14 protein-coding genes and 2 riboswitches are annotated in these 19073 nt (G+C 39.0%); of the genes, 5 read left to right on the top strand and 9 right to left on the bottom strand.

Annotated features, from left to right (window positions below; translation table 11 throughout):
- Nucleotides 1-125: 125 nt before the first annotated feature.
- From NST66_RS05155 to NST66_RS05145, 3 genes are all read left to right on the top strand, one after another.
- Nucleotides 126-1001 carry a LysR family transcriptional regulator gene (locus NST66_RS05155; RefSeq protein ID WP_033578395.1) on the top strand — a complete coding sequence of 292 codons (876 nt, stop codon included), beginning with the start codon at nucleotides 126-128 and terminating at the stop codon, nucleotides 999-1001.
- A 497-nt stretch (nucleotides 1002-1498) separates the two neighbouring features.
- Nucleotides 1499-1867, top strand: a complete 369-nt coding sequence (locus NST66_RS05150; protein ID WP_014461029.1) for a CidA/LrgA family holin-like protein — start codon at nucleotides 1499-1501, stop codon at nucleotides 1865-1867.
- Nucleotides 1864-2550, top strand: a complete 687-nt coding sequence (locus tag NST66_RS05145; RefSeq protein WP_033578394.1) for an LrgB family protein — start codon at nucleotides 1864-1866, stop codon at nucleotides 2548-2550. Before NST66_RS05150 ends, NST66_RS05145 begins: the two co-directional genes overlap by 4 nt.
- 41 nt (nucleotides 2551-2591) lie before the next feature.
- Here NST66_RS05145 and ptsP read toward each other — a convergent pair whose 3' ends face one another.
- The 9 genes from ptsP to NST66_RS05100 form a co-directional block, all read right to left on the bottom strand.
- Nucleotides 2592-4313: a phosphoenolpyruvate--protein phosphotransferase gene (ptsP, locus tag NST66_RS05140; RefSeq protein WP_340843181.1), complete on the bottom strand. Its 1722-nt coding sequence runs from the start codon at nucleotides 4311-4313 to the stop codon at nucleotides 2592-2594.
- Nucleotides 4313-4579 (bottom strand): phosphocarrier protein HPr, encoded by a 267-nt coding sequence (locus NST66_RS05135; RefSeq protein ID WP_013056011.1) that lies wholly within the window; start codon nucleotides 4577-4579, stop codon nucleotides 4313-4315. The genes ptsP and NST66_RS05135 overlap by 1 nt, the downstream gene beginning before the upstream one ends.
- Before the next feature lie 18 nt (nucleotides 4580-4597).
- The gene (ptsG, locus tag NST66_RS05130; protein WP_028414132.1) at nucleotides 4598-6652 is read right to left on the bottom strand and encodes a glucose-specific PTS transporter subunit IIBC; all 2055 of its coding nucleotides are present in this window, start codon (nucleotides 6650-6652) and stop codon (nucleotides 4598-4600) included.
- A 270-nt stretch (nucleotides 6653-6922) separates the two neighbouring features.
- Nucleotides 6923-7771 (bottom strand): glucose PTS transporter transcription antiterminator GlcT, encoded by an 849-nt coding sequence (gene glcT, locus NST66_RS05125; protein ID WP_013056009.1) that lies wholly within the window; start codon nucleotides 7769-7771, stop codon nucleotides 6923-6925.
- A gap of 131 nt (nucleotides 7772-7902) precedes the next feature.
- Complete coding sequence (locus tag NST66_RS05120) at nucleotides 7903-8775, bottom strand: hypothetical protein (protein ID WP_033578393.1); 873 nt, start codon at nucleotides 8773-8775, stop codon at nucleotides 7903-7905.
- A gap of 382 nt (nucleotides 8776-9157) precedes the next feature.
- Nucleotides 9158-9628, bottom strand: a complete 471-nt coding sequence (ribH, locus tag NST66_RS05115) for a 6,7-dimethyl-8-ribityllumazine synthase (RefSeq protein ID WP_013056007.1) — start codon at nucleotides 9626-9628, stop codon at nucleotides 9158-9160.
- 91 nt (nucleotides 9629-9719) lie between these two features.
- Entirely contained in the window at nucleotides 9720-10913 is a 1194-nt protein-coding gene (locus NST66_RS05110; RefSeq protein WP_028414135.1) for a bifunctional 3,4-dihydroxy-2-butanone-4-phosphate synthase/GTP cyclohydrolase II, read from the bottom strand.
- Nucleotides 10914-10929: 16 nt separating this feature from the next.
- Nucleotides 10930-11589, bottom strand: coding sequence for a riboflavin synthase (ribE, locus tag NST66_RS05105; protein WP_028414136.1), 660 nt, complete (start codon nucleotides 11587-11589; stop codon nucleotides 10930-10932).
- 278 nt (nucleotides 11590-11867) lie between these two features.
- A riboswitch (FMN riboswitch) is annotated at nucleotides 11868-12018 on the bottom strand.
- 107 nt (nucleotides 12019-12125) lie between these two features.
- Nucleotides 12126-13160: a YkvI family membrane protein gene (locus NST66_RS05100; RefSeq protein WP_318282993.1), complete on the bottom strand. Its 1035-nt coding sequence runs from the start codon at nucleotides 13158-13160 to the stop codon at nucleotides 12126-12128.
- Between the two features lie 332 nt (nucleotides 13161-13492).
- Nucleotides 13493-13599: riboswitch (SAM riboswitch) on the top strand.
- 107 nt (nucleotides 13600-13706) lie between these two features.
- On the opposite strand from NST66_RS05100, the gene NST66_RS05095 reads away from it, so the two are divergent.
- Nucleotides 13707-15545, top strand: a complete 1839-nt coding sequence (locus NST66_RS05095; protein ID WP_328141372.1) for a bifunctional homocysteine S-methyltransferase/methylenetetrahydrofolate reductase — start codon at nucleotides 13707-13709, stop codon at nucleotides 15543-15545.
- Complete coding sequence (gene metH / locus NST66_RS05090) at nucleotides 15546-18989, top strand: methionine synthase (RefSeq protein ID WP_328141370.1); 3444 nt, start codon at nucleotides 15546-15548, stop codon at nucleotides 18987-18989.
- Nucleotides 18990-19073: the final 84 nt, after the last annotated feature.

Genomic DNA, 19073 nt, shown 5'->3' with positions numbered 1-19073 from the left:
TGTATTCACTCCCCCTTCTACTGATCATTTTATTGGATAGGAAAGAAAGGTATAGAGCTGATCGTGAATGTGGTAGAATGTGTGTATCTTATTAATTAGCATGTATGAACACGGAGGTATACAAAATGGATGTTCGCCATTTGCATTACTTAACAGAAGTGGCTAAACATAAAAATTTCACAAGAGCTTCTGAAGCGCTGCATATTTCTCAACCTTCTCTCAGTAAAATGGTTAAATCATTAGAAGAAGAGCTCGGCACACCTTTGTTTGATCGCGCTGGCAAACAAGTGCAGCTTACCGATGCAGGAATAATTGTGTACGAGCAAGCTGAAAGCATTTTATCTTCTCTCCGAGATTTATCGGATTCCCTCTATGATTTAATGCATTTAAAAAGAGGAACCATCAAAATAGGCATTCCCCCTATTATTGGTACATTGTTTTTTCCTACTATTATTAAAGCATTTCGAGAGCAATACCCTGAGATTGATATTCAATTAGTGGAATATGGCGCTAAAAGAATGCAAAAGTTTGTGGAACAAGGAGAAGTGGACGTGGGGGTAGTTTTACTTCCAGTTGATGAAAATATGTTCTTTACGACTCCTTTAGCTCGAGAAACGCTGCAGCTTGTTGTGCATAAATCTCATCCGTTGGCTCAGCATTCTACGATTTCATTAAAAGAGTTAAAAGACGAAACTCTTATTTCCTTTCATGAAGACTTCACCATGCATGAAATGGTCTATAACGAATGTTTAAAAAATGGATTTACGCCTAATATTGCTTTTAAAAGCTCTCAGTGGGACTTCATTGGAGAGCTGGTAGCTGCTAATCTCGGCATTGCTCTTTTCCCTTATTCATTATGTGAAAAGCTTGATTTGGAGCATATGAAAGTAATTAATCTCGAGAATGCTATTCCATGGGAAATTGCTTTAATCGTTAAAAAAGATCGATATATCTCTTATGCTACACAGGCTTTTATTGATTATATTAAAAGTACAGTTTAACAAAGCTGAGACAAAAGTAGTTTAATTAAAAATCCGAACGAGCCTGATTCTCCATCAAGAATCAAACTCGTTCGGATTTTTTTCATGGCGGTGTAACAAGTCATTCATACTAAATCATTTATCCCATTGGTTCGTCTTTAGATTGAATGGATGTAGGCATGTCACAATTTCTTTTTTTGATTGCCTTTTATTAAATAATTACACCTTATATTTCACAAACGCTTTTTTGAAAAGGTTACCAACGCATTTGTAAAGAGATTTCTTGCGACTATAACTAAAAAGAATAGTTATCATAGTTATTATATATTTCATATTATAGTCGTTTTTTTGTAAGATAAGTGTGTAGCATTCATTTACTTAAGTTGTATCCCCATTTGCAAAATCCAAATAGTTTCTCTTTTCCCATGATGGAGTCGTCTTTTCAGCATAGACGACTCCATTATTGTCTCAACAAACTAGGAATGAATGAATAAAAACATAAATAAAGGAGGCTAATCATGAAACTGATTATGGTGATTTTACAGATTTTATTACTAACGGCTCTGTTTTTAATAGGAGAAAGTATTTCACAGTGGTTTGACCTCCCAGTGCCAGGTAGTATCATCGGATTTTTCTTACTGTTTTTCTTACTGTACTTTAAAGTAATTAAATTAAGCTGGGTTGAACAAGGTGGAACACTGTTAGTGGGAGAACTATTATTATTTTTCATACCAGCCGTCGTTGGACTCATCAATTATGGAGATGTATTGATGCATTTTGGAATCCAGATTGTGATTATTATCACAATCAGTACGATTATTGTGATGTCTGTAACGGGAATCATTGCAGAACATATTTCAAGAAGAAAGGAAGGTTCGCTAAAATGACATTACTCACATGGATTGCTCTTCCGCTTACACTGCTCGTTTATGTCGGCACAAAAGTGCTCTATAAAAAATATAAGTCTATGCTAGTTTCCCCTATTTTACTAGCCCCCATTCTTTTAATTGGCATCTTATTAGTAACGAATGGCTCTTATGATCATTATAAGCAAGGTGCCAGTGCTATTAGCTTTATGCTTGGACCAGCAACTGTTGCTTTTGCTGTTCCTATGTTTAAATACTTTGATTTACTCAAAAAACATCGTGTTGAAATCAGCTTAAGCGTAGGGCTCGGAACGTTTGCTGCCATGATTTCTTCCATGCTGTTAGCATTAGTGTTTCATTTACAATCAACGCTGGTTCATAGCTTGATTCCAAGATCGGTTACGATTCCTATTGCCGTTAATGTGTCTCAGACGCTAGGAGGAGATCCGAATATTACCATTATGTTTGTGATTATAACCGGTGTAGTAGGATGTATGGTCGCTCCAAAACTGATTAAGCTCCTCGCACTGCATTCTTCTCTAGCAAGAGGTCTTCTTTTAGGAGTAGCTTCCCATGGGACAGGTACAGCAAGAGCTTTTGAATTTGGAAAAATTGAAGGCACTTTTTCTAGCCTTGGCATGATCGTAGCAGCACTTCTTACAATGCTGTTTGCAAATATGCTTTTGCCTACTATTTTCTCTTAAAAGATAAAAAAGGTGTGATCATATATGATCACACCTTTTTATTATCCAATATGAAAAGTTGATTTTACGAACTCAATAACTTCTTCCGTAGAAGACATTGATAGAATTGTATCTAAACGAGGTTCGATATCAGCTTTTGATAATTGACGGATTTGAGAACGAGCTTTCAGAATAGACGTTGCACTCATTGAGAATTCATCTAAGCCTAAGCCTAAAAGAATTGGAATGGCAATCTCATCTCCTGCCATCTCTCCGCACATGCCTACCCACTTACCTTCTTTGTGAGCCGCTTTGATTACCATATTCACTAAGCGAAGAATCGCTGGGTTATACGGTTGGTATAAATAAGACACGCGCTCATTCATGCGGTCAGCAGCAAGCGTATATTGAATTAAATCGTTTGTTCCGATAGAGAAGAAATCTACTTCTTTAGCAAATAAATCTGCGATTACCGCTGAAGAAGGAATCTCTACCATCATCCCTACTTCGATGTCTTCCGAAACTTGTACGCCTTCTTGTTGAAGTTTTGCTTTTTCTTCTAAAAGAATAGCTTTTGCTTGACGGAACTCATCAACAGTAGCAATCATAGGAAACATAATTTTCAGATTACCGTATACGCTTGCACGTAGAAGCGCACGAAGCTGTGTACGGAACATGTCTTGCATCTCTAGACATAAGCGGATAGCACGGAATCCTAAGAATGGGTTCATTTCTTTTGGTAGATTTAAATAAGGAAGCTCTTTGTCTCCACCGATGTCAAGAGTACGAACAACCACTGGTTTGCCTTCCATACGTTCAAGAACTGTTTTATAAGAAGTAAACTGCTCTTCTTCCGTCGGAAGATCTTCGCGGCCCATATATAAGAATTCTGTACGATAAAGGCCAACGCCTTCGCCGCCGTTTTCTAATACGCCTTTTACATCTTCTGGTGTACCAATGTTAGCTGCAAGTTCAACGTGATGATCATCAGCTGAAACCGTTTTTTCATTTACAAGCTTAGCCCACTCAGCTTTTTGTTCTGCATACTCAGCGGCTTTTTTCTCGTAAGCTTTTACTGTTTCTTCGCTTGGATCAACGATAACTTCGCCATCTAAACCATCAACAATTACTAATACGCCGTTTTGAATGTCTTCCATAACTGTTTTTGTACCTACAACAGCTGGGATCTCCATTGAACGCGCCATAATTGCTGAGTGAGAAGTACGTCCGCCAATATCTGTTGTAAATCCTTTTACGAACTTACGATTTAACTGTGCTGTATCAGACGGCGTTAAATCTTCTGCGATAATGACAACTTCTTCTGAGATTAAGCTTGGATTTGAAACGTTTACACCTAAAAGATGAGCTAATACACGTTTTGTTACGTCACGGATATCAGCAGCACGTTCTTTCATATATTCATTGTCCATTGACTCAAACATATTAATAAACATTGCCGCTACTTCATCAAGTGCATGTTCAGCGTTTACATTTTCATTCGTAATTTTATCTTTAATTGGATTAATAAGTTCAGGATCGCTTAGAACTAATAAGTGAGCTTCAAAGATTTCTGCTTTGTCATCTCCAAGTTCTTTACGAGCGTGCTCTCTAATAATTTCAAGTTCTGATTTTGATTTTTCTAGCGCAGCTTCTAGACGTGCTACTTCTGCTTCAACTTCAGTTACTGATTTTTTTTCAACGGTTAATTCTGGATTTTCTAGACGAAATGCTTTAGCAATAGCAATGCCGCTAGAAGCGGCAATGCCTTGAATTTCCTTTGTCATTATTCGCCTAATCCTTCTTTGCTCATTGTATCTTCAAGAGCAGCAAGTGCATCTGCTTCGTCAGAACCTTCTGCAGAGATAGTGATTGTAGCGCCTTTTTGAATACCTAAAGACATAACGCCCATGATTGATTTTAAGTTTACAGTTTTACCGTTGAATTCTAAGTTGATGTCAGAATCAAATTTGCTTGCTGCTTGTACTAAAGTTGTTGCTGGACGTGCGTGAATTCCTGAGTCTGCTGTTACTGTAAATGTTTTTTGTGCCATGTTAAATCAATCTCCTTTTTACTTTGAAATGTTAATAATATTTGCTTCTTGTTGAGAAACTTGGCCCTGCTTTAAGATATCAATTTTTTCATCAGCTTGTAAATTCGTGAAAATGATCGGCGTAATCGTCGATGGCGCATTTTCTTTTACAAAGTCTAAATCAATTTTCAATAGAGGCTGTCCTTTTTTCACTTCATCGCCTTGGGCAACTAAAGCTTCAAAACCTTCGCCTTTTAAATTAACTGTATCAATACCAACGTGAATTAAAATTTCACGTCCAGTCGTTGATTCAATACCTAAAGCATGTTTCGTCGGGAATAAGTTTACTATTTTTCCGTCCACTGGTGCAACTACTGTGCCTGTTTTCGGAATAATCGCAAAACCGTCACCCATTAATTTTTGTGAAAATACCTGATCTGGTACTTCCGATAAAGGTACCAATTCTCCCTCAATCGGTGAAACAATATCATTACCATTATCGCTTCCTACTTCAGATGTTGCAACAGGTTTTTCAATTGTTTTTGTCTCTTCTTTTGTGACAACCGGTGTTTTGCCATTCATAATGTCTTGAATTTGACCTTTTAACGTGTCAGATTTCGGACCGAAAATAGCTTGAATATTGTTACCAACTTCAAGAACACCAGCTGCTCCAAGTTTTTTCAAACGGTTTTTATCAACGTTACCCACATCATCTACTGAAACACGTAAACGCGTAATACAAGCATCTAAATGTGTAATGTTTTCTTTACCGCCAAGTGCAGCCAAAATATTTGTCGGAAGCTCTGCTGCTTCTACTTTTACATCTTCTTCTCCTTCTTCTTTATCTTCACGACCCGGTGTTTTTAAGTTAAATTTACGGATTGCAAAGCGGAAACCGAAGTAGTAGATAACTGCTAGAACTAAACCTACTGGAATAACTAGCCACCATGCTGTGCGGTTTTGCATAACTCCAAATAGAACGTAATCGATAACCCCACCTGAGAATGTCATACCGATTTTAACATTTAATAATTGCATAACCATAAACGACAAACCAGCAAATACTGCGTGAATCGCAAATAATACTGGTGCTACGAATAAGAACGAGAACTCAAGCGGCTCTGTAATACCCGTTAAGAAAGATGTTAAAGCAGCTGAACCCATGATACCAGCTACATATTTTTTGTTTTCAGGACGCGCTTCGTGATAAATCGCAAGAGCGGCTGCTGGCAATCCGAACATCATGAACGGGAATTTACCAACTTGGAATGTTCCTGCTGTTAAAGGCACGCCATCTGCTAATTGAGCAAAGAAAATCTTTTGGTCACCATGAATATGTTGACCTGCTTTATTGACATAATCACCAAACTCAAACCAGAACGGAGAGTAGAAGATGTGATGAAGTCCAAATGGAATTAATGAACGTTCAATTAATCCAAATACAAACGCTGATAAAGTTGGGTTTGCATCAATCATGTTGGTAGAGAAAGCATTTAATCCGCTTTGAATTGGCGGCCAAATGAAAATCATAATAACACCTAAAAGAATTGAAAATACCCCAGTAATAATTGGTACAAATCGTTTTCCTGCAAAGAACCCTAAGTAAGATGGTAATTCAATATTGAAATAACGATTATACATGGATGAAGCTAAAATACCTACTATGATACCCCCGAATACACCCGTAGCTAACGTAGGAATTCCTAAGATGCTAGTGTAAGCTGGATTAGCACCCATTTTGTCAGGATCTAGTTGTCCTGTAGCCACTAAGATTGTGCTCATCGTTTTGTTCATAATTAAGTAACCTACGATTGCAGCAATACCTGCTACACCGTCACCACCGGCTAAACCAACGGCAACACCAACGGCAAACAATAGCGATAAGTTGTCAAATACGATTTGACCCGCCTGCGACAAAACATTTGAAACTAATTGAACCCAGTCTGCACCAAGTGCCGGTACTGCATCCAACAATGTAGGGTTTTGAAGCGCTGTCCCTACTCCAAGTAAAATCCCTGCTGCCGGTAAAATCGCAACCGGTAGCATAAGCGCTTTTCCGACTTTTTGTAATACTCCAAAAAGTTTTTTAAACATGGCGCTTACCTCCTTTTATATATTTAGTGTGCAACAAGCTATTTATTTGATACGTGAATCATTAACGCGCTTTCATAAAACGCTTTCTTTAACTAGAAAACTCATTACATTTCCCGGTGTTATGAGGCGAAGTCTTCAATGATTGCGCTTTCTTATAACAAAAAAAGGCATGAGGAAAAAGAAACGACAAATGGATATACTCATCCAATTACACATCGCTTCATTTCTCACTCATGCCTGATCGTATCAGTAACACGTATTGAAATGATTTTATAAATCCGTTTTTGTTATAAGTCGCTGCAGATGCATCGTTAAGTAAACTGCTTCTGCTTCATACACAGGTAAATGTAACGCTTGCTGCATTACTTTTATCACTTTCCAAGACACATTGTAACACAGAGGATATTCTTCTTTCAATAGCAAAGCAATTTTTTTTGGCTCTTCTATTTTTTCCCCTGTTTTTACTCGATCAATGGCAAAATGCAAATGACGAATCAATCTCATATAGTGTACAGATTCTTTGTCTACCTGCAGATGAAGCGATTCTTCAATCACATTAATAATCGTTTGAATAAGCTGCGAGTCTTGATTCACTTCTAACAGGTTTTTTTCAGTCAGCGCACTATGGATATGAAGCGCGATAAAACCAATCTCTCCTACCGGAAGCTGCACGCCTATTTTACGACTAATGATCTCTACCACTTCAGATGCGATCGTATATTCCTCTGGATATAAGGCTTTTGTTTCAAGTAAAAATGGATTTTTAAGACCCATCCCCTGCTGAAAACGTTTTATCGCAAAGGCGATATGATCTGTCAATGAAATGTGTATATGCTCATTCAAAGGGATATTAACGCGTTTTTGAATATGCGTTACAATATCATTCATCATTTCAATTACATCTTCATCCACCTGAGCTAAAAGCTGCTTGTACTGTTCTTGCTCTTCTTCACTCTTTAGCAAAAACATTTTTTCCACAGCTTTTGCATCGATTTCATCGCCTTTTTTCTTGTTGAACCCTATTCCTTTCCCAATTAGCACAACTTCATCATAGGTAAGGTGTTTAGCAATTAATACATTATTATTAAGTACCTTTTCTACAAAAAAGGACTCTTTCACGAATCCTTCACTCCCCTGTTTCGGCTTTCTATTATTTGCTTTCCTATCTTACAAATAATACGCATAACCGTCAATTCATTTTTCTTTGTTTCAAATATTATTGAACTAAACTATTTGAGTTACGTATTATCTTAGTAGTTCTTCGCTGGAAACGCAACGTCTTTTTTACTCGTCCCATAACAATTTTTCATAATAAAATGTTGAAGCATAACGCTCAGAATGAATATACCCGCTTGTAAAAGCGTAAAAAGAACAAGTGAAGTGGTAATAGATACCAGTAAAATCCCATAGTGAATTAGTAAAATATCTACTATACGCAGCCCCGCTATAATGATCCCAGCTCCAATAAAAAATTCTTTGACTACACTCCAAACGAGGAGAATCGTAACAATACAAACATAAATCATCGTTGCATTTACGGAATCATGAGTAACCGACGCAAACCATCCCGTATAAAACCAATTATTATGAAAGTATGCTAACAGCAGAAACATAATAGTAGAAGTAATGGCGAGCATTCCCAGAAAAAATGTAGCGTAATGCACAAATGTCATATACCGTTCTGTTAGCCATACATACCAAATCTTTGAAATACTAAAGCCTATAGTCATTAAAACGCCTGTATAAATTGTTTTCCACCAGTGATGTGTATAAATATCCCAGTGTAAAAATAATTCTTCAATCCCCATAAACATAGCCGAAATGATTAAAATATAGCGAAATTTTAATTGATAAGCAGCTACCACCATAGCCATGATTGGAAAAGCAAACGTTTGAGAAGTTAAGGACCCAAACAAATTATCAAAATATTCATTGGTCATAAAATCAGGATCGTACTCGTAACTTTCAAACAACACAAATACAACATACTCTAGTACATAAGCCATTCCAATGATAAAAAAAAGCAAAACGACTAGCTTTTTATCTTTTTTACGTATGAAGACTGTAAGCAAAACGGCTGTGCTGATAATAATCAATGCAAAAAAAGCAGTATAATGAGGCATAGACGTCTCCCTTTTACGACCTAATTATTACTTAGAGTAAGACGTTTTAGCTAAATTATACATAGCTAGCTGCTATTCAAAAGAGATTGAGACATACTACATCAATCTAATCTAAAGGCGAACAAATCGGATACATGAGATAGTATGGATCGCTTGCTGCACTGCAGTTGATTTCCCTGCAAGGCTTCGCTTTCCGTACAGGAGCCTTCGCCCTGCTCTCCACTCAACAGTTAGAAGCCTACATACAGGAAACCTATGTTGTAATGTAACCCTAACCATGAAAAAATCCGAACGATTCATCGTTCGGATCTTCTTTCAACTACCATACTTTTGTTTCAGCCTCTTTTAACTCTTTATCTTACAAAAACTGGAATGACCTCTATTATCCTTCAATCATTTTTGAAAGGTTGGCCATTTCGATAGCTGATGCTGCAGCTTCCCATCCTTTGTTTCCTGCTTTTGTTCCTGCACGTTCAATTGCTTGCTCAATTGTTTCAGTTGTTAATACACCAAAGATAATTGGTACGCCTGTTTGTAAGCTTTGAGATGCAACGCCTTTTGCTACTTCATTACATACAAAATCAAAGTGTGGAGTAGCTCCTCGAATAACCGTTCCTAGCGTAATAACCGCGTCATATTTTTTAGATTCAGCTAATTTTTTAGCGATTAATGGAATTTCATAAGCGCCCGGTACCCAAGCCACGTCTACATCTTCATCAGCTACGCCGTGACGTTTAAGCGCATCTTCTGCTCCACTAAGTAAACGCCCTGTAATAAATTCATTAAAACGCCCTACCACGATTCCGATTTTTAATCCTGTGCCAACTAAATTTCCTTCATATAAATGATTCATCTCTTGTTCCTCCTGCTAGTAGTAATATATAGTTATTTACATTTCTTTTCATGAATTAGCTTCATTTGTTATAACGAAAAAAAGTGTAAACTTATAAATGTAATAAATGACCTAGTTTTTTAGCTTTGGTATCTAAGTATTTTTTATTGGCATCCACTGCCGGCATTTGAAGAGGCACTCTCTCTACCACTTCAAGGTCGTAGCCTTTTAGCCCAGTAATTTTGCGAGGATTGTTCGTTAAAAGCTTCATTTGTTTGACTCCAAGGTCCTTTAAGATTTGAGCACCGATTCCATACTCTCGCAAATCCGCAGCAAACCCGAGTTTTTCATTCGCTTCTACGGTATCGTATCCTTCTTCCTGCAGCTTATATGCTCTTAGCTTATTTAATAAGCCAATACCTCTGCCCTCTTGACGCATATACAGCAGAATGCCGCGTCCTTCTTCTTCAATTTGCGTAAGAGCTGCGTGAAGCTGAGGACCGCAGTCACAGCGCTCAGAGCCAAACACATCTCCAGTCAAACACTCGGAGTGAACACGCACGAGAACGGGGCTATTATGATCGATATCACCTTTGATAAGAGCCACATGTTCTTTATTATCAAGTTTATTTGTATATCCTACAGCCTTAAAATCACCAAATGCCGTAGGTAAGCTTACTTCTACTTCACGGCTAATCAGCTGGTCATGTTTGCGGCGGTAGGCAATCAAATCTTTTATTGTAATCATTTTTAAATCAAATTGCTCTGCAATCTTTGTTAAATCCGGTACACGTGCCATTGTTCCATCTTCATTCATGATTTCACAAATAACACCCGCAGGCTTTCCTCCTGCTAACACGGCTAAATCAACAGCGGCCTCTGTATGACCCGCACGCTGCAGAACGCCCCCGTCTTTTGCAATCAACGGAAAAATGTGTCCTGGTCGTTGAAAATCACTTGCTACCGTTGCTTCATTTACAAGAGCCATAACGGTAGCAGAACGTTCGTACGCACTGATACCTGTTGTACTTGAAATATGATCAATACTTACTGTAAATGCTGTTCCATGTACATCCGTATTGTTCACTACCATTGGGTGAAGATTCAATTTATGCGCAATTTCTTCATTAACAGGTGTACAAATTAATCCTCTTCCATGAGTAGCCATAAAGTTAATAACCTCAGGCGTCGTTTTTTCGGCTAATGCAATAAAATCTCCTTCATTTTCTCGATCTTCATCGTCGCATACAATAACCACTTTTCCCTTTTTTAACTCTTCAATGGCTTCTTCTACTTTATGAAACATCTCTTTCACCTCACTGTTAATTTGTAAAACCATGCTGCTGCAATAAATCCTTCATATTACCTGACCGATTCGAGGCGCCAGGAGTTGACTTGTTAGCCATCATCTGATGCATATATTTAGCTAACATATCGCATTCAATATTCACCTTGTCTCCTCGCTGTTTGTCTCCCACGACTGTGTGAAGTACCGTATGAGGAATAAGAGAGATAGTAAATGATTGGTTGCTGACATCAAAAATAGTAAGGCTTGTTCCGTCTACAGAAACAGATCCTTTTAACATCATAAATTCACGAAGTTCAGGATCCACTTGAATTTCATAATAAAAGGCATTTCCTTTACGTGTTTTGCTTACAATGGTTCCAATTCCATCAACGTGTCCGCTGACGAAATGCCCTCCAAACCGGCCATTTGCAGCCATTGCCCGTTCTAAGTTAACACGTGATCCAACGGTTAGAAGCTGCAGGGTACTTGCTTTAATCGTCTCCGGCATGACGTCGACCGTAAATTCATTTTGAGAGTAAGCCGTTACGGTTAAACAAACGCCGTTAACTGAAATACTGTCCCCTAAGTTCACATCTTCTAACACGGTCTTCGCATCAATCGTAAGAACAATTGCTTCTGTAGCCTTTTGAATACGTTTTATTTTTCCAATTTCTTCAATAATACCTGTGAACATTTTCTTCACCTGCTTTGGCGCTATTCCAACTTCTTATGCCGTTTTGAAATAGCAGCTGCTTTTTTTTCATATTTATCTTTCCCCCAACCACTGAAAATAAAAAAGCCCCTTGAACAAATGTCCAAGGGGTCGGCTGAGCTGAATCAGTTTTATCTATGCAAAATTCCGCTAATTGTATACGAAATAAACAGTTATATTTTGTGTACAAAAACAAGGGTAGCTTTAAAAAAGGCAAACCTGTCCCTTATTAATACAACACAAAAAAACAACTGTGCTTCCTGATCCTTCTCCCATCCAGACTTTTACTGTCGGCTCTAGATTTTAACTAGATCCACCGCTAACATACATCGTATGAAAACGGGTCACGGGCTTAAAAGCATATGCTTTATCACCGCCGGTTGGGACTTACACCCGACCCCGAAGGATAATATATTCGACTGCTAGAGTCTTATTTGTTTTACATTATAGCAAAGTAAAATCGACTTGTCACATCATTTAACTTCGTTTTTTCACATCTGTTCTGCAAAATCCAGCTTTTAGCTTATTTTTTCTTTTTTAATACATAGCATCCATACAAAAGCTAGTCCAATATAGCCAAATATCGGATACAAAAACTCAAGAAGCTGAGCATATCCAAATTGCCCGATAATAAAGCATGCCAAGATAATAAACGCAAAAGCTTGTTTGTCATTCAGGGGAAGAAATGATTGAATCTGTTTAGCGATTCCAAATACATTTCCAATCAATGTAGTAAAAATCTCACCTAACACAACTACCGTAAATAAAACATTCACCCACGCTGAGATATTTTTAACAACGGCACTCATAGGAATATCAAGTTGAAATGAATAAGGCAAATTGGAAAGGGCAAGATGAGTAGAAACAAGCATAAACGTAAGTACACATCCTCCTATTACGGCCCCTTTTTTGATCACGCTCTTATCTTTCACGGAGCTTCCTAATGGAACTAAAACGGCCTGAGCCAAAGCTAGATTTAGGGAAATATATAAAAAGGGACTAACCGCCCACTTCCACTGTGTGACGAGCGTTAAGTCCGGCTTCGTTTGAATCAGTGAGAAATAGCTGACATTTGGCACAAAGATGATAAAAGCAAATGAAAGCATCATCGGCACAACAAGAGAATTAACCATTAAAATACCGTTAATTCCTCTTGCGATAAATATATAAGTTAAAACAATTGTACAAATCATCCCAACAGGAGGCCACAGCCCGAACTGTTCTTTTCCTATTGCCCCCGTACTCGCCAGCATGACTGAAGTTACTCCAAATAAAATGACGATCATTACACCGTTTACCGCTTTTCCAAGTACATCACCAAATAAATATGTATTAAGCTGCTGATAAGAAGAAGCCCCAATTGCGTGCGAAAGCAGCATCATTTTCGAACCTAGCCAAATAAAAAACAAGCCGCTGACCAAAATTCCAACCATTCCAAGTTCCCCGTACTGTGTAAAAAATTGAACAATTTCCTTGCCTGTTGCAAAACCGGCTCCTACAACGGTGCCTACATACGTAGCAGCAACCTGCAGCGTGAGTTTCCACCTTTTCATGCCCATCACCCTTCTACCCTTCATAGTTCACTATATGTAGAAACGGTTAAAAAAAGACGAGCCTTTTATATGTAAATCCTCGCCTCACCCGGTGCTGTTCCTTTTTCGTTTTTTTATTTCCTTCTTGTTTTTTTCATGAAAACCCTTTATCCCTTAACATAACGGCAGTTTTCAAACAAAATATACGGATATTTTCCCTTTAGCTTTTAAATTTTCCTCAATATTTGCTGGAAATTCACAATTTACTGTTGTATAATTTCTAAAAATCAGATAAATTATTAAATAAGTATTCTTTCTATTTAAAAAAATATGTTTCAATTATATACAATTGATTCTTATCATGAGAGGTGGAGGGACTGGCCCTTTGAAACCTCAGCAACCAGTCGTTAGAGACATGGTGCTAAATCCAGCAAGCAATTTATTGCTTGGAAGATAAGAAGGCGAAAAAAGTCTTCTTCTTAAGAAGACTTTTTCTATTTTATCGGCATATTGCATAAAACGAATCACTCGTGAAATAGAAGCGGAACAATTTAAGGAGGTTTTGACATGGGGTTACTTGAAGATTTAAAGTCTAAAATTTTAATTGGGGATGGTGCCACTGGTACCCTCCTTTACTCACACGGTATTGACAGCTGTTTTGAAGAACTAAACATCACCAAACCAGAAGAGGTTTCTCGTATTCACAGAGCCTATGTAGAAGCTGGTGCAAACGTTATTCAAACAAATACGTACGCTGCTAATTATCAAAAACTTGCCCGTTATGGATTAGAAGATTCAGTCAAAGACATCAATGTTGCTGGTGTAAAATTAGCGAAACAAGCTGCAAAAGATCAGGCTTACGTGGTTGGTACACTCGGCGGAATTCGTTCTTTCCAAAAAAATGCTATTAGTTTAGAAGAGGTTAAGCGAAGCATTCGTGAACAAATGTTTTGGCTTTTAAATGAAGGCGTGGATGGCCTTTTATTTGAAACATACTATGATTTCGAAGAATTAAAGACCGTTCTTACACTGGCAAGAAAAGAAACGGATAAGCCTATTATTACCCACGTTTCCCTGCATGATATTGGCGTACTGCAAGATGGGCGTCCTTTAGCAGATGCATTAAAAGAATTAGAAGACTTGGGAGCAGATGTTGTCGGGCTAAACTGCCGTTTAGGTCCTTATCATATGATTCAGTCTCTTGAAGAAGTACCGCTTCCTGATCGTGCTTTCTTATCTGCTTACCCTAATGCCAGCCTTCCGGCGTATGTGGAAGGCAAGCTGGAATATGAAACGAATGAAGACTACTTTGTAGAAAGCGCGCGTTTATTCCGCGAACAAGGGGTTCGCTTAATTGGAGGATGCTGCGGTACAACACCAGCTCACGTACGCGCCATGTCGTCTGCCTTAAAAGACCTGCCTCCGATTACAAGCAAAGTCGTTAAAATGAGACCAGCCGTTACGGTTCAAGAGCGTGAGCAGCAGGATAAACCTCATATGCACGAAATTGTGAAGAAGCGCCGCTCGGTTATCGTCGAGCTGGATCCGCCTAAACAGCTTGGTCCGACGAAATTTTTAGAAGGCGCAAAAGCACTTGATAAAGTCGCCGTAGATGCTATTACATTAGCTGATAATTCTCTTGCCTCACCTCGCATCAGCAACTTGGCAATGGCAACACTGATGCAACAAGAAACAAAAGCACGACCGCTTATTCATATTACCTGTCGCGACCGAAATTTAATTGGACTTCAATCTCATTTAATGGGACTTCATACGCTAGGAATGAATCAAGTGCTTGCAATTACCGGTGATCCGTCAAAAGTTGGCGATTTCCCTGGCGCCACTTCGGTCTATGATTTATCTTCATTTGACTTGATTAGTTTAATCGCTCAGTTTAATGAAGGACTATCTTATTCCGGCAAACCGCTTGGTCAAAAAACCAATTTTTCCATTGCAGCTGCCTTTAACCCAAACGTGCGTCACTTAGACCGAGCCGTTCAGCGCTTGGAAAAGAAAATCGACTGCGGGGCTCACTATTTCATTACTCAGCCTCTCTATTCAACTAAGCAAATTGAAGAGGTATATGAAGCAACCAAACATTTAACAACACCGGTATACATCGGGATCATGCCGTTAACAAGCGCAAGAAATGCTCGATTTATTCACCATGAAGTACCTGGAATTAAATTATCAGAAGATATTCTAGAACGTATGGACGCAACGGGAAATGACCGGATTCGCGGTGAAGTCGAAGGCCTTGCGATTGCAAAACACTTAATTGATACAGCATATGAGCTATTTGACGGTATTTACTTAATTACGCCGTTTATGCGCTATGAAATGACCGAAATTCTAACACGCTATATTCATGACAAGCAACTCGTTACATCAGAAAGGAAGATATAAATGAGCTCACTTATCGAACAACAACTAAAGAAGCGAATACTCGTCATCGATGGAGCAATGGGAACGATGATTCAAGATGCTGATTTAACCGCTGAAGATTTTGGCGGCGAAGAATATGAAGGCTGCAACGAATATTTGACCCGAACAGCGCCTCATGTGATTCAGCACATTCATGAAGAGTACTTTGCAGCGGGTGCTGACATCATTGAAACCAATACGTTTGGCTCAACATCTACCGTACTTGATGAATACGATTTAGGCCACTTGGCGTATGAATTGAATATCGAAGCTGTGAAGCTTGCTTGTGCAGCCCGCGATAAATATTCAACTCCCGAATGGCCTAGGTTCGTAGCTGGAGCTATCGGTCCTACCACTAAAACTCTCTCTGTTACGGGAGGTATTACATTCCCTGAGTTAGTAGAATCGTACGAAGAGCAAGCTCGGGGTTTGTTAGACGGCGGCGTTGACTTACTTCTAGTCGAAACCTGTCAAGACATGCTGAACGTAAAAGCTGCGTTTTTAGGGATTACAGCGGCGTTTGAAAAACTGAAAATAGAAGTTCCAATTATGATTTCAGGAACGATTGAGCCAATGGGAACAACTCTCGCTGGTCAAGATATCGAATCTTTTTACTTATCACTGGAACACATGAAGCCTCTTTCAGTCGGACTTAACTGCGCGACAGGTCCTGAATTTATGACGGATCATATTCGCTCTCTTTCAGACCTAGCCACTTCAGCTGTTAGCTGTTATCCAAACGCTGGACTTCCGGATGAAGAAGGCAATTATCATGAGTCTCCTGAGCTGCTGGCTCAAAAAATTAAAGGATTTGCTGATAAAGGCTGGCTGAACTTTGTAGGCGGATGCTGTGGTACAACGCCTGCTCATATTAAAGCACTTGCTGAAGCGGTAAAAGAGGTTGCTCCTCGTTCGCTTGATCGCTCCGAGCATAATCATGCTGTAACCGGTATTGAACCGCTTGTATATGACGATTCTATGCGCCCTCTTTTTGTGGGAGAACGTACGAATGTAATCGGTTCTCGCAAGTTCAAGCGTCTGATTGCGGAAGGGAAAATTGAAGAAGCATCTGAAATTGCGCGTGCTCAAGTTAAAAATGGTGCTCACGTTATTGATATTTGCTTAGCAGATCCAGACCGTGAAGAAATGGAAGACATGGAGGAATTTATTCAAGAAGTTGTAAAAAAAGTGAAGGTTCCTCTTGTAATCGATTCAACTGACGAGAAAGTTATTGAAAAAGCTTTAACGTACTCGCAAGGTAAGGTCATTATCAACTCCATTAACTTAGAAGATGGTGAAGAGCGTTTTGATGCAATCTTGCCGCTAGTAAAAAAATTCGGTGCAGCTCTGGTTGTCGGTACAATCGATGAAACAGGCATGGCCGTTACTGCAGAAAGAAAAGTAGAGATTGCTAAACGCTCACATGATTTGCTTGTTGAAAAACATGGCTTTAATCCAAAAGATATTATTTTTGACCCTCTTGTGTTTCCTGTAGGGACTGGTGATGAACAATATATTGGTTCTGCTGAAGAAACAGTTAAGGGAATTAAAATGATTAAAGAAGCCCTGCCTGATTGCCTGACCATTCTTGGCGTAAGTAACGTGTCATTCGGTCTTCCTCCAGTCGGACGTGAAGTACTAAATGCGGTTTACCTTTATCACTGTACGCAGGCTGGACTCGATTATGCCATTGTTAATACAGAAAAATTAGAGCGCTATGCTTCTATTCCAGAAGCTGAAATTGAGCTTGCTAATGCGTTATTATTTAACACAACTGATGAAACGCTAAGCACGTTTACAGACTTTTATCGTGATAAAAAGAAAGAAGCAAAAGTAGAAATTTCTACGTTAACACTTGAAGAACGATTGGCAATGTATATTGTCGAAGGTACAAAAGAAGGATTGCTTCCTGATTTAGAACAGGCTTTAGCTCAATATGATGATCCGTTAGATATTATTAACGGACCGCTTATGAAGGGGATGGCGGAAGTCGGACGTTTGTTTAATGACAACCAGCTGATTGTAGCAGAAGTGCTTCAAAGTGCGGAAGTTATGAAAGCATCCGTTGCCTTTTTAGAACCTCATATGGAAGCAACTGAAAATGATTCTGGAAAAGGAAAAGTGATTCTTGCAACGGTTAAAGGCGACGTGCACGATATCGGTAAAAACTTAGTAGACATCATTTTAAGCAACAATGGTTTTAAAGTCATTGATTTAGGAATTAAAGTAACGCCGCAGCAGCTGATTGAAGCAGTAAAAGACGAAAAGCCAGACATCATTGGCCTGTCAGGTCTTTTAGTAAAATCAGCTCAGCAAATGGTTTTAACTGCACAAGATTTAACGCAATCAAGCATTGATGTTCCAATTATGGTAGGAGGCGCTGCCCTTTCCCGTAAATTTACTGACTTTAAAATTGCCCCGGAATATGAAGGTGCCGTCCTCTACGCCAAAGATGCGATGGACGGATTAGCGTTAGCAAATAAGCTGCAGAACAAAGAAGAAGTTATTCAGCTTTTAGCAGATTTAAAAACGCGTCAAGAAAAGAAAGTAACGGTTCGAGAACGCCAGCCTCAAACCGCTCAAGCAGCTACGGCTGTTTTAGAAAGATCCGCCATTTCAACGGATGTTCCTGTTTTTGTACCGGCTGATTTAAAGCGCCACGTTGTCAAACACTACGATTTGGCACAGGTTCTTCCGTATATTAACTGGCAGATGCTTTTAGGCCATCACTTAGGACTAAAAGGAAAAGTGAATAAGCTGCTTGCTGAAAAAGACGAGCGTGCTGTTCAATTAAAAGAAACCGTTGATGACCTTCTCGAACTGGCACTAAAAGAAAACTTAATTAAACCAGCGGTTATTTATCAGTTCTTCCCTGCTCAAGCAGACGGAAATGATTTAATTATTTATGATCCTGCTGATGAAAAAACAGAAATTGAACGCTTTACCTTCCCTCGACAAGCAAAAGGACAGTTCCTGTGCTTATCTGATTTTGCAAAGCCTAAAGAAAAAGAGATGGACTATGTATGTTTCTTCTCTGTAACAGCAGGAACAGGCATTCGCGAACGCGCGGCGAAATTCAAAGAAAACGGCGAGTTTTTAAAGAGTCACGTGTTCCAAGCTCTTGCGCTTGAACTAGCTGAAGGATTAGCAGAACGTGTTCATCAGCAAATTCGTGACCGCTGGGGATTCCCCGATTCGCCTGACTTTACAATGGCGGAGCGTTTTTCAGCCAAATACCAAGGTCAGCGTTTTTCATTCGGATATCCCGCATGTCCAGACCTTGAAGACCAAGCAAAACTGTTTAAATTAATTAAACCTGAAGACATCGGCATTCAGTTAACAGACGGTTTCATGATGGAACCAGAAGCTTCTGTTACAGCCCTTGTTTTTGCACATCCTGAAGCGAAATATTTTAACGTATTGTAAAACATGGCTGCGGTCTTTTAGACCGCGGCTGTTTTTTTACAGTGAACAAACCTAAAAAAAGGCTGCGACAAATGGATTTTAGTT

Origin of the sequence: Priestia sp. FSL W8-0524 (assembly GCF_038005965.1) — a bacterium.
Lineage (GTDB): Bacteria > Bacillota > Bacilli > Bacillales > Bacillaceae_H > Priestia > Priestia zanthoxyli.
This window is presented reverse-complemented; position numbering and strand designations above follow the sequence as displayed.